Origin of the sequence: Nonomuraea sp. NPDC050202 (assembly GCF_040656115.1) — a bacterium.
In the GTDB taxonomy this organism is placed as follows: Bacteria; Actinomycetota; Actinomycetes; order Streptosporangiales; family Streptosporangiaceae; genus Nonomuraea.
Genome location: NZ_JBFALF010000032.1, coordinates 36,181 through 47,930, shown reverse-complemented (window position 1 = coordinate 47,930; position 11,750 = coordinate 36,181). Strand labels below are relative to the sequence as shown.

Below are 11,750 nucleotides of genomic sequence, written 5' to 3'. Positions count from 1 at the left end.
CCCCCGTCGACTTTTGTATCGATGCAAACGGGAAATCGCTCTGCTCATCGGACGTGTTACACCAAACCGACCAGTGCCAGCAGTTTGCGGCTGCGGTGCGCGAGCGTGCGGCGCTGTCGCCGCGCGTACATGCGCATCACCTCGGTCCGCGCCCGCCGTCGCTGCTCCTCGGTCAGCTCCGCGTCGCGCACCCATCTCAGCAACTCCCTGCACTGCAGCGTGTTGGCCAGATGGGACTGCCAGGACGGCACGTCCAGGCGGCGGGCGATCCGGCCGATCCGCTCCAGCCGCCAGTTGCGGTGCGAGAGCACCTCGGGGACGTGCGCCCACGGCCCCGCCAGCGCCAGCTTGGCCGCGAACACCTCGTCCTCGCGCAGCATGTTGCGCCGCGGGATGCCGATGGCGGGCCCGCGCCGCAACAGCCCGTAGAGCGGGTCGATCAGGTACGGGCTCTCGTTGAGCAGCCTGAGCATCTCGGCGAAGCGCACGACCGGGTCGTCCGAGCCCAGCTCCGTGCCCGTGTAGGGAACCGTGCTGACCCGGCCGTCGGAGCCGGTGTAGGAGACCTGGTTGGTCACCAGGATCAGCCGCTCGTCCGCGGCGAAGGCGGCCAGGGCCGCCGAGACGCAGTGGGGCTCCAGCCGGTCGTCGTCGCCGATCCAGCGCACGTACGCGCCCTTGGAGACGCGGGCGGCGTGCATGAAGTTGCCGAGCAGGCCGATGTTCTGCGGGTGCCGGTGGTAGACGATCCTGGGGTCGCCGGCCGCCAGGTCGCGGCACAGCTCCTCGGTGCCGTCCGTGGAGGCGTTGTCGGAGATGACCAGCTCCAGGTGCGGGTGGTCCTGGGCCAGCACCGAGCGGACCACGGCCGCCAGGCGGCCGGCCCCGTTGCGCACCGGCAGCGCGATCGAAACGAGCTCAGAGTCGTGCATGCGCCCTCCCTTGGCGTACGAGCCGTTTGAGCACCGCGCGCGGCACCACGACCAGCACGAACAGCAGCAACCCCGCGCCTCCGGCCACGCAGAGCTCGAAGAAGGCACCGTCGATCACCGTGGCCAGCCCGGCCATGACCAGACCGGCCGCCGCCGCGCCCAGCAGCGGCCTGGCCAGCCCGGCGGCGAACAGCCCCACGGGCACCCCGGAACGGTGCAGGGCCACGCCCAGCAGCGGCAGCGCCACCACCACGGCGACGACCGCGTGTGCCACGGCCGCGCCCTGGATGCCGTCGAGGCGGGCGCCCACCAGGAGCGTGGGCACCAGCGCGACGGCCCAGCACAGGTTCACCCACATGGTCGCCTTGGTCCTGCCGAGCGCGGCCAGGATGTCGGTGATGAGCAGCGTCAGCATGCGCACGGCCATCACGATCGCCAGGAAGCGCAGCACCTGGGCGGCGGGCAGCCAGTTCGCGCCGTACAGGAACTCCACGACCGCGGGGGCGAGCGTGCCCATCAGCACCGCGATCGGCAGCACCATGCCGCCGAGCAGCGGGACGGCCTGCCGCACGCCTTCCCGTATCGCCTCGCCGCCCTCCTCGGCCAGGCGCGAGAAGCTGGGCAGCGCGACGTAGCGGATGGCGGTGCCGATCAGGCCGGGCACCCAGCTCGAGATGTTGAAGGCGAGCAGGTAGAAGCCCAGCCAGGCCGGGCCGAGCACGTCGCCGACGATCACCGAGTCCACGTTGAGCAGCAGCCCCTCGATGCCGAGGCTGACGCACAGCGGCAGGCCGAACCGCAGCAGCCGCGCGGCCTGCGCGCGGTCGAAGCCGAGCTCGATCTTCACCCGCGCCAGCGCCACCACCAGCACGCCGGTGAGCACGCCGCCGCTGAGCTGCCCCCAGGCGAAGCTGTAGGCCCCGGCGCCGTTCGCGGCCAGGGTGATGGAGACGCAGGCGTTGGCGACGAACCCGCCCAGGTTGGCCCAGGCCAGCTTGTCCTGCTCGAACCGGCGCATGAGCGCGGCGCTGCGCACCGCGGTCAGCCCGTAGACGAGGTTCGTGGCCATGAGGATACGGATCACCCAGATGGCGTCCTCGCTCCCGGCCAGCCGCGCGTAGAACGGCGCGATCACCCAGAACAGCGCGTAGAGGGCGAGGCTCGACAGGATCGCCACGACGGTGGCCGTGGGCGCGATCTCCTCCAGCCTGCCCCGCCACTGCACGGTCGCCGCGATCACCCCGGCGTCGTTGATGTAGATGACGAACTGGGTGGCCGCCAGCGCGATCGCGAACACGCCGAAGTCCTCGGGCATCAGCAGCCTGGCCAGGACGAGGCTCATCACGAACGAGCCGGCCTTCATCACCAGGTTGCCCAGCAGGCTCCAGCGCAGGCCGCGACCGGCCTTGCGGCCGATGTCGCCGGCCTCGCTCACGAAGTCTCGACCCTCTCCAGCCAGATCTCCCGCCAGAACGGCACGAACTCGCGCGGGCAGTTGGCGTTGTAGACGCCCTCGCAGACGAGATCGTCGAGGATGATGCACGGGCTCTTCATGATCAGCATCCGGCCCGTCTTCTCGTCCAGGCAGCGCTCGACCCTGGCCCGTACGCGCGCGGTCCTGCCGCAGTAGCGCGCCATCTCCTCCTCGAAGCCCATCCCGCGGTTGAGCAGGTCGTCGTTGAGCGTGTCGAGGATCTCCTCCTTGGACCTGATCCTGACCAGCTCGCCCACCTGGAGGTCCAGCGTCGCCGTCGGCGTCCTCTTGCCGGCCCGGCCCTCGATGAAGCCCCAGCGCAGCCCGCGCCTGATCCACAGGCGGCGCGGCAGCACCTTCCTGCTGAGGCCCTGGAAGCGATTGAACAGCCCGACCAGGAAGGTGCCGACGGTCCGGCCGACGCCCACGTTGCCGCTGCGCACGTCGGTGACGTACTGGCCGAGGTCACGGAACGGCAGGCAGGTCGGCGCGGCCCGCAGCAGCTCGGTGGCCTGGCAGGAGTACCCGTCCGGGCCCTTGCGCGTGTTGGCGTCGAGCAGCTTCAGCAGCCGTTCCTCCGGGATCCGGCGGGTGGCGGGCTCGTCCGGATCGACCCGTTTGAGCCAGGCCTCCTTCCAGTAGAGCGAGCAGGCCGTCTGGCAGCCGCCGTGCCCTCCGCCGTCGCACCGCGCGCCCGTCAGGTGCACCGCGCTGTCCATGCGCCGCATGCCGCTGCGGCTGATGGTGTCGCACAGCTTGTGCGCGACCTTGTGCACGGTGAGCCGCTGCCCGCAGAAGGCCAGCATCTCCGGCATGAACGGGAGGTTCTCCAGCTCGCCCCGCTCGTCCAGCGTGGCCAGGATCTCCGCCGCGCTCCGCACCTCGACGAGGTCCCCCACCCGCAGATTCATGCGCCCTCTCCCACCCGTTTGAGCAGGCCCGCGCCCTCCAGAGCGGCGGCCGCCTCGGCGACCGCGCGGAAGGGCAGGCCCGATCGGCCGGCAATGTCCAGCAGGCTGTGCTCGCCGTCCGACAGGTTCAACACCCATAACATCGCCAGCTGCGCCTGTTTCGTGTCACTGCGGCCGCCGAGAGATCCGTACAGGCCGCGCCTGCCGAGCTGCGGCTCGCCGTACGGGCTCAGGTTCTGGTAACGGCCGTCGTGCTCCAGCACCTCGACCGCCGACCACAGCGTCTCCAGCGTGTCGGCCATGGCCTGCGGCGAGACGAAGCCGAGGTCGTCTCCCGAGGTGTGGTACTCGGGGTAGCCCGCGTACGACGTCCTGGTCAGGCTGCCGACCGGCAGGTCGAAGCCGGGCGAGCAGAACTGCCGCTCGTCGTAGCCGTACGGCGAGAAGTCCACGATCGTGTGCGGCCGGTCGCGCAGCACGGCCGCCATCGCCCGGTCGACGGGCGCGTCACCGCGCCTGCTCCGCTTGTACGTCAGCGCGCCCCGGTCACCGGCGCAGGCGAGCGTGAGCCCGTGCCTGATGCGCCCGGTGCTCTCGCGGTTGCGCGCCAGCCAGGTGATCGCGCCGATCGTGCCCGGCGCGAACAGGAACCGGTAGGTGTGGCGCGGCCGGTCGAGCCGCCTGGCCAGCGCCGTGGCCACCGCGATCCCGGCCAGGTTGTCGTTGGCCAGCGACGGATGGCAGACGTGGCAGGAGATCAGCACCTCCTCCTCGGTGCGCCCCGGCACGACGTGCTCGGCGTACGTCAGGTGCCCGTCGGCCAGCGTCGAGTCGATCACCACCTCGTACGGCCCCTCGCCCATCCCGTCGAGCGTGTCCTGGCTCAGGCAGAACCCCCACGTCCGCGCGTAGTACGACGTCCGGTACGGCACCAGGTCCGGCTGGTCGGGCAGCGTGTGCAGGTGGGGCCGCAGCTCGGCCAGGGTCATCGTGGCCGACACCGGCACGCTGTAGCCCACGACGTGCAGGTTCGACCGCTGGAAGTCCACCACCCGGTTCCCCGCCGGATCCTTGATGTAGGCGTCGCGGATGTTCCACTCCTGGGGGATGGTCCAGTCGAGCACCTGGGTCCCGGTCGGCACCTCGTGCACGTCCAGCTCCAGCAGCTCCCCGACGATCCCCAGCGTGGCGCGCACGCCGTCGCCCGTGATGGAGCGGCACAGCGGGTAGAGCCGCTCCACCAGGGCGTGCATCTCCTCCCCGGTCACGTGCGCAGCTCGTCGGAGACGGTCCCGGCCTTGCGGCGGTCGGCCAGCCACGCCAGCCGGGTGAACCGCTGGCGGAAGTCCTCGGCGGTCAGCCCGTGGTAGCGGTAGGCGTCGGCCAGCTCGACGGCGCCCGCCTTCACCGTCCAGCGGGCGTGGTAGCCGGGCAGCGCCTCGCGGATCCGCGAGAACGAGACCCGGTAGGAGCGAGGGTCGGCGCCGGTCTCGCCGGTGATCAGCAGCTCGGAGCCGGGCACCGCCTCGACGACGTGCTCGGCGATCTCGGCCACGGTCAGGTTGTTCAGCTCGCCGCCCACGTTGAACGCCCTGGCGTGCACGGCCTCGCGCGGCGCGGCCAGCGCGGCCAGGAACGCGTCGGCGATGTCGGCCACGTGCACCAGGGGCCGCCACGGGGTGCCGTCCGACAGCACGCGGACCTGGCCGGTCAGGTGGGCGTGGCCGACGAGGTTGTTCAGCACGATGTCGGCCCGCAGCCGGGGCGAGAACCCGAACGCGGTCGCGTTCCGCAGGAACACCGGGGTGAAGTGGTCGTCGGCCAGGTCGACGAGCTCGTCCTCGACGCGCACCTTCGACTCGGCGTACGGGGTGACGGGCCGCAGCGGGGCGTCCTCGCCGAGCAGGTCGTCGCCCCCGGAGGCGCCGTAGACGGAGCAGGTGGAGGCGTACAGGAACCGGCGCACGCCGGCCTCCCTGGCCAGCCTGGCCAGCCGGACGGAGGCGTGGTGGTTGATGTCGTAGGTCAGCTCGGGCGCGAGCGCGCCGAGCGGGTCGTTGGAGAGCGCGGCCAGGTGGATCACCGCGTCGCAGCCTTCGAGCAGGCTCGCCGGCACGTCCCGCAGGTCCACGCGGTGGCCCGGCGGGTCGTCCGGCACCGGGCCGAGCACGCACGCGGCGAACAGCCCCGAGTCCAGGCCCACCACCTCGTGGCCGGCCTTGGCGAGCATGGGTGCCATGACCGTGCCGAGATAGCCCTGGTGCCCCGTGAGTAAGACACGCATGTCGATCAGCCTCCAGCTAGATCTAGAGCGAGTTTGTGCAGGTAGAACGCCTCCGCGTAGCGTGCCTGGCACTCGATGCCGCGGATCCTGGCCAGCCCGAGGAACGCCTCCCTGTCGAACCAGGGGCGGTGCCGCTGGGAGGGGTAGTGCTCCCAGAGCAGGGAGACCTTGCGCTCGGCCAGCGCGAGGTCGAGCGGCTGGTACGCGTTGGGCCGGCCGAGGTCGCCATCCCACTTGACGATCTCGTACCCGAGCGTGAGGTGGTCGCGGAACGCGGTGGGCACCAGCCGCGCCAGCCCCCGGTGGTCCTGGTGCGCGTCGCCGGCCTGCGGCGCCAGGATCAGGTCAGGCTCGGTACGCATCCGCAGCTCCTCGACCGCGTTCTTGGCCTCGTCCCAGTGGGCGGGCAGCCGCCCGTCGGGCACCTTGGCCACGGTCACCCGCAGGTCCGCGCCGGGGCAGAAGGCGGCCAGCGCGTTGCGCTCCTCCTCCTCGCGTGCCGTCCCGCCGCCGGAGAGCACCAGGGCGTCCACCTGGAGGCCCGGGTGCGCGGTGCACATGACCAGGAGGGTGCCGCCTGCCCCGATCGCCAGGTCGTCGCAGTGGGCGGCGAGCAGCGCGATGCGGCTCAGGCCGCTGGGGAAGAGCCGGTTCACGCCCGCTCCCACAGGGCCCAGGGGCGGTCGCCGCGGGAGTAGGCCCGGTCCAGCTCCATGCGCTGGTTGATGGTGTCGGTGGGCCGCCAGTAGCCGCGGTAGGGGTAGGCCATCAGCCGCCCGCGCTTGGCCAGCTCCTTGCAGCCGTCAACGAGCAGGTCCCCGTTCTCGGGGATATGGTCGAAGATTTCCTGACGTAAGACGAAATATCCCCCGTTTACCCACAGCGGCATCTCGGTGACGGCGGTGATCTGGCCGACCAGCCCGTCCTCGGCGATCTCCACGCAGTGGAAGGTCCCGGGCGGCGGTACGGCCATCAGCGCACCGCCGGCGTCCGACTTCTCGAACCTGCCGATGATCTCCGGCAGCGGCGCGTCCGTGAGCACGTCGGCGTAGTTGGCCAGGAACATCTCCTCGCCCTGGAGATGGTCGCGGACCCGGCGCAGCCGCTCCCCGATCGACGACTCGACGCCGGTGTGGACGAACGAGATCGTCCAGTCGGAGATGTCGGCGCCCAGCAGCTCGACGTTGCCGCCGCGCAGGACGAAGTCGTTGGAGGCGGTCTCCTCGTACCGGAGGAAGAAGTCCTTGATCTGCTCGGCCCCGTAGCCGAGGCAGAGGATGAACTCCCTGTGGCCGAAGTGCGCGTAGTAGCGCATGACATGCCAGATCAGCGGCCTGGGGCCGACGAGCTGCATCGGCTTCGGCGCGTCGCCGGCGGCGCCCGTACGCATGCGGGTGCCGTAACCCCCGCAGAAGAGCACGACCTTCACACGACCTCCAGCGTGGGGATGGGGAAGACCAGCCGGCCGCCCCAGTCGCGGATGTAGGAGAGCTGGTCGATCAGCTCGTCGCGCAGGTTCCACGGCAGGACGAGCACGTAGTCCGGCCTGTCGGCGGCGATGCGCTCGGGCTCGAAGATCGGGATGCGCGCACCGGGGGTGAACTTGCCGTGCTTGTACGGGTTGCGGTCCACGGTGTACGCCAGCAGGTCCGGCCGGATGCCGCAGTGGTTGAGCAGCGTGTTGCCCTTGCCCGGAGCCCCGTACCCGACCACCGTGCTGCCCTCCTCGGCGGCGGTGATCAGGAAGCTCAGCAGGTCGCGCCGGACCTTGGCCACCCGCTCGGTGAAGTCGATGTAGCCGGAGATCTCGTGCAGCCCGGCCGCCTTCTCCATCGCCAGCACGTCCGACACCCGCCGCGACGGGGCGCCGGACGGCGCGGCCCAGAGCCGGATCGAGCCGCCGTGCGTCGTCAGCAGCTCCACGTCCACCAGCGTCAGCCCGCCACTGGCCAGCGCGCGCTGCGCGGAGGCGACCGTGTAATACTGGAAGTGCTCGTGGTAGATCGTGTCGTACTGGTTGAGCTGCATCAGCGTGAGCAGGTGCTGCACCTCGACCGAGACCAGCCCGTCGTCGGCGACCAGCGTGCGCAGCCCCTGGGTGAAGCCGATGACGTCGGGGATGTGCGCGTAGACGTTGTTGGCCACCACGTAGTCGGCCTTGCCGTGCTCCGCCACGACCGCCCGCGCGCTCTCGGGCGTCAGGAACGCCGTCACCGTCGGCACGCCGCGCTCCCTGGCGGCCTGGCCGACGTTGACCGACGGCTCGATGCCCAGGCAGCGCACCCCGCGCTCCACCACGTGCCGCAGCAGGTAGCCGTCGTTGCTGGCCACCTCCACCACGAACGAGTCCGGCCGCAGGTCGAGGTCCGCCACGAAGGCGCGGGCGTGCTCCACCCAGGAGGCCGAGTAGGAGGAGAAATAGGCATAGTCCGTGAAAGTCTCCTCGGGGGTGATCAACGGCGGGATCTGCGCGAGCCAGCACGACGTGCACACGCGCAGGTGCAGCGGGTAGGTCACCTCGGGCTCGTCGAGCTGATCGGCCGTGAGGATCCGCTCGCAGGGCGGCGTCGCCCCCAGGTCCACCACTCCGGTGAGATCGTCCGAGCCGCATAACCGGCAAGTCATCATTCGCACGCTCCAAGAGATTGATATTTCGCGAGGGCCGGTGATCTCGTTACTGTCAGCCCATGGATCCCCTCGGCATCGATGGCGTCTGGCGCCACACGCCGCCTGTCCACTCCGATCCCCGCGGCTCGTTCTACGAGGCCTTCCGCGCCACCGACCTGCCCGGGCGGCGGTTCGACCTGGCGCAGGTCAACTGCTCCGTCTCGGCCCGCGGCGTGCTGCGCGGCGTACACTTCGCCGACGTGCCGCCCGGGCAGGCCAAGTACGTGATGTGCCTGTCCGGCAGCGTCATGGACGTCGTCGTGGACCTGCGTACGGGCTCGCCCACCTTCGGCCGGTGGGAGGGCGTGACGCTGGACGACGTGACCAGAAGCGCCGTCCTGGTGGCCGAGGGCCTCGGGCACGGGTTCATGGCGCTCAGCGAGCGCGCCACGGTGATGTACCTGTGCTCCGAGCCGTACGCGCCGGCCCGCGAGCACGGGGTGCACCCGCTCGACCCGGCGATCGGGATCGCCTGGCCGGCCGGCATCGAGCCCGTGCTGTCGGAGAAGGACGCCAAGGCCCCCACGCTCGACGAGGCGCTCAGGGCCGGGCTGCTGCCGGACTACCGGGCGTGCCAGGAGTTCTACGCGACGCTGCACTGACGGCCGGCGCCTCACGCGACGCTGCACTGACGGCTCCTCGACAGGACGGGCCAGGCCGCGTGCAGCGCCGTGCGCCAGTGCCGGATCGGCTCCCACCGGGTGTGCGCCAGCACGCTGTTGGCCGGCCGCCGGGCCGGGCGCGGGAAGGCCGAGGTCGGCACCGGGCGCACCCGCTCCGGGTCCTGGCCCAGCAGCGTGAAGATCTCCCTGGCGAACCCGCACCAGGTCGTCTCCCCCGCGCTCGTGCCGTGGTAGACGCCTGGCGGCAGGTCCGACTGCGCCAGCCGGACGAGGTAGTCGGCCAGGTCCGCGGTCCAGGTCGGCTGGCCGCGCTGGTCGTCCACCACGTCCAGGGCGGGCCGCTCCCCGGCCAGCCTGATCATGGTGGTGGCGAAGTTCGGGCCGTGCGCGCCGTACAGCCAGGCGGTGCGCACCACGTAGTGGCCGTGCTCCAGCACCGCGAGCTCGCCCGCCAGCTTGGTCCTGCCGTAGGCGTTCACCGGCCCCGTCGGCGCGTCCTCGGGGTAGGGCGGGCCCGCCGCCCCGTCGAAGACGTAGTCGGTGGACACGTGCACCAGCCGGGCGCCGACGCGGTCGCACGCCTCCGCCAGCCAGCGGGCGGCGTCCCCGTTGACCGCCAGCGCCTCGGCCTCGTGCGTCTCGGCGTCGTCCACCGCGGTCCAGGCCGCGCAGTTCAGCACGGCCCTGGGCCGGTAGGCGGAGACGAAGTCGTGCACCGCCCGCCTGTCGCGCACGTCCAGGTCGGCCCGGCCGAGCGCGAGCACCGGCTCGCCCGTCAGCGCGGTCCTGCCGAGGACGTCGGCGGCCAGCATGCCGCCCGCCCCCGTGATGAGCCACCTCATGCGGCCTCCCGGCCTAAGTGGGTGATCAATGACTCCACCAGTCGCGGTGCGTGGCGTACCAGCGGACGGTGTCCTTCAGCCCCTGCTCGAACGGGATCTCGGGGCGGTAGCCCAGCGCCCGCAGCTTCGAGTCGTCCAGCGAGTACCTGCGGTCGTGGCCCTTGCGGTCGGCCACGTGCGCGACCATGTCCCAGTCCCTGCCGCAGGCTTCGAGCAGGCGCGCGGTGAGCTCCTTGTTGGTCAGCTCGGCCGTGCCCGCGATGTGGTAGATCTCGCCCGGCTCGCCCTTCTCGGCCACCAGGCGGATGCCCGCGCAGTGGTCCTCGACGTGGATCCAGTCCCGCACGTTGCCGCCGTCGCCGTACAGCGGCACCTTCCTGCCGCGCAGCAGGTTCGTGACGAACAGCGGAATGAGCTTCTCGGGGTACTGCCTGGGCCCGTAGTTGTTGCCGCAGCGGGTGATCGAGACGTTCAGCCCGTACGTGATCGCGTACGCGCGGGCGATCAGGTCGCCGCTCGCCTTCGACGCCGCGTACGGCGACCGGGGCCGCACCGGCGCGGCCTCGTCCCAGGAACCGATGTCGATCGAGCCGTACACCTCGTCGGTCGAGACCTGCACCACCTTCGGCACCCCGGCCTCCAGGCACGCCTGCAGCAACGTCTGCGTGCCGAGCGCGTTGGTGCGCATGAACTCGGCGGCGCCCTCGATCGACCGGTCCACGTGCGACTCGGCGGCGAAGTTGACCACGAGGTCGTGGCCGGGGACGACCCGTTCGAGCAGCTCGGCGTCGCAGATGTCCCCGTGCACGAACTCGTGCGGCACCCCGTCGAGGTTGGCGCGGTTGCCGGCGTACGTGAGCTTGTCGAGCACGGTCACGTACGCGTCGTGGAGGTTCCGGACGTAGTGGGAACCGATGAATCCCGCGCCGCCGGTGACCAGAATTCTTGTCATGAACTGATCTGTACCTTGCTGTGATCGCCCAGTACGAGACGGTGGGCTCTGGGCGTGTTGGGCGCCGGGGTGACCTCGACGTCGTGGCCGATCAGCGACGACTCGATGCGGCCCACCCCGGCGATGGAAGCGCGGGGCAGCACGATCGAGTACTCGATCTCGCTGCCGGTGACGGCGCAGGAGGCGCCGATGGAGGTGTACGGGCCCACGTAGCTGTCCTGGATGCGGGCCCCGGCGCCGATGATCGCCGGGCCGACCACGCGCGAGCGCTCGACCACCGCGCCCGGCTCGATCGCGACCCGGCCGATGAGCTCGCTGGCCTCGTCCACCCGCCCGTCGATCCTGGGCTCGACCGACTCCAGCACGAGCCGGTTGACCTCCAGCATGTCGGTGACGTTGCCGGTGTCCTTCCAGTAGCCGGAGATCACCGAGGACTCGACGCGCTGCCCCGACTCGATCAGCCACTGGATGGCGTCGGTGATCTCCAGCTCGCCCCGCCACGACGGCTTGAGCTCCGCCACCGCCGCGTGGATGGCCGGGCTGAACAGGTAGACGCCCACCAGGGCCAGATCGCTCTTGGGCCGCTCGGGCTTCTCCTCCAGGCCGATCACGCGCCCTTCTTCGTCCAGTTCGGCCACCCCGAACTGGCGCGGGTCGCCGACCCTGGTCAGCATGATCTGCGCGGCGGGCCGTTCCCTGGCGAACCGGTCGACCAGGCCGTTGATGCCGCCCACGACGAAGTTGTCGCCGAGGTACATGACGAAGTCGTCGTCGCCCAGGTAGTCGCGGGCGATCAGCACGCCGTGGGCCAGCCCCAGCGGGGCCTCCTGCCGCAGGTACGTCACCTGCAGCCCGAACGCCGAGCCGTCGCCCACGGCCGCCTCGATCTCCGCGTGCGTGTCCCCGACCACCAGGCCGAGCTCCTGGACCCCGGACTCCGCGATGGCCTCCAGGCCGTAGAACAGGACCGGCTTGTTGGCGACGGGGACCAGCTGCTTGGCCGACGTGTGCGTGATGGGGCGTAGCCGGGTGCCCGACCCCCCGGCGAGCACGAGTGCTTTCACC

The 11,750-nt window shown here is 71.1% G+C and carries 12 protein-coding genes; 1 reads left to right on the top strand and 11 read right to left on the bottom strand.

The window, feature by feature from the left end; all coding sequences use genetic code 11:
- Positions 1–56 precede the first annotated feature (56 nt).
- Genes AB0I79_RS47870 through AB0I79_RS47835 form a run of 8 tightly spaced genes read right to left on the bottom strand, consistent with a single transcriptional unit; the run spans position 57 to position 8,229 of the window.
- The gene (locus AB0I79_RS47870) at positions 57–932 is read right to left on the bottom strand and encodes a glycosyltransferase family 2 protein (RefSeq protein WP_357888583.1); all 876 of its coding nucleotides are present in this window, start codon (positions 930–932) and stop codon (positions 57–59) included.
- Positions 919–2,367 (bottom strand): oligosaccharide flippase family protein, encoded by a 1,449-nt coding sequence (locus AB0I79_RS47865; RefSeq protein ID WP_357888580.1) that lies wholly within the window; start codon positions 2,365–2,367, stop codon positions 919–921. The genes AB0I79_RS47870 and AB0I79_RS47865 overlap by 14 nt, the downstream gene beginning before the upstream one ends.
- Complete coding sequence (locus AB0I79_RS47860) at positions 2,364–3,317, bottom strand: hypothetical protein (protein WP_357888577.1); 954 nt, start codon at positions 3,315–3,317, stop codon at positions 2,364–2,366. The genes AB0I79_RS47865 and AB0I79_RS47860 overlap by 4 nt, the downstream gene beginning before the upstream one ends.
- A complete protein-coding gene (locus AB0I79_RS47855) occupies positions 3,314–4,585 on the bottom strand; it encodes a DUF4910 domain-containing protein (RefSeq protein WP_357888574.1) in 1,272 nt (423 codons plus the stop codon). Before AB0I79_RS47855 ends, AB0I79_RS47860 begins: the two co-directional genes overlap by 4 nt.
- Entirely contained in the window at positions 4,582–5,601 is a 1,020-nt protein-coding gene (locus AB0I79_RS47850) for an SDR family oxidoreductase (RefSeq protein ID WP_357888572.1), read from the bottom strand. Before AB0I79_RS47850 ends, AB0I79_RS47855 begins: the two co-directional genes overlap by 4 nt.
- 5 nt (positions 5,602–5,606) lie before the next feature.
- The gene (locus tag AB0I79_RS47845) at positions 5,607–6,257 is read right to left on the bottom strand and encodes a PIG-L family deacetylase (protein WP_357888569.1); all 651 of its coding nucleotides are present in this window, start codon (positions 6,255–6,257) and stop codon (positions 5,607–5,609) included.
- Positions 6,254–7,030, bottom strand: a complete 777-nt coding sequence (locus AB0I79_RS47840) for a glucose-1-phosphate cytidylyltransferase (RefSeq protein ID WP_357888566.1) — start codon at positions 7,028–7,030, stop codon at positions 6,254–6,256. The genes AB0I79_RS47845 and AB0I79_RS47840 overlap by 4 nt, the downstream gene beginning before the upstream one ends.
- Entirely contained in the window at positions 7,027–8,229 is a 1,203-nt protein-coding gene (locus tag AB0I79_RS47835; protein WP_357888758.1) for a class I SAM-dependent methyltransferase, read from the bottom strand. The genes AB0I79_RS47840 and AB0I79_RS47835 overlap by 4 nt, the downstream gene beginning before the upstream one ends.
- A gap of 59 nt (positions 8,230–8,288) precedes the next feature.
- Between AB0I79_RS47835 and rfbC the strand changes: the two genes are divergently transcribed.
- Positions 8,289–8,870, top strand: a complete 582-nt coding sequence (rfbC, locus tag AB0I79_RS47830; RefSeq protein ID WP_357888563.1) for a dTDP-4-dehydrorhamnose 3,5-epimerase — start codon at positions 8,289–8,291, stop codon at positions 8,868–8,870.
- Positions 8,871–8,881: 11 nt separating this feature from the next.
- Here the strand turns inward: rfbC and rfbD are convergent, their stop codons facing one another.
- The 3 genes from rfbD to AB0I79_RS47815 are packed head-to-tail and all read right to left on the bottom strand — an operon-like array spanning position 8,882 to position 11,749.
- Positions 8,882–9,733, bottom strand: a complete 852-nt coding sequence (rfbD, locus tag AB0I79_RS47825; protein ID WP_357888560.1) for a dTDP-4-dehydrorhamnose reductase — start codon at positions 9,731–9,733, stop codon at positions 8,882–8,884.
- A gap of 25 nt (positions 9,734–9,758) precedes the next feature.
- A complete protein-coding gene (gene rfbB, locus AB0I79_RS47820; RefSeq protein ID WP_357888557.1) occupies positions 9,759–10,685 on the bottom strand; it encodes a dTDP-glucose 4,6-dehydratase in 927 nt (308 codons plus the stop codon).
- Complete coding sequence (locus AB0I79_RS47815; RefSeq protein WP_357888554.1) at positions 10,682–11,749, bottom strand: glucose-1-phosphate thymidylyltransferase; 1,068 nt, start codon at positions 11,747–11,749, stop codon at positions 10,682–10,684. The genes rfbB and AB0I79_RS47815 overlap by 4 nt, the downstream gene beginning before the upstream one ends.
- Position 11,750: the final 1 nt, after the last annotated feature.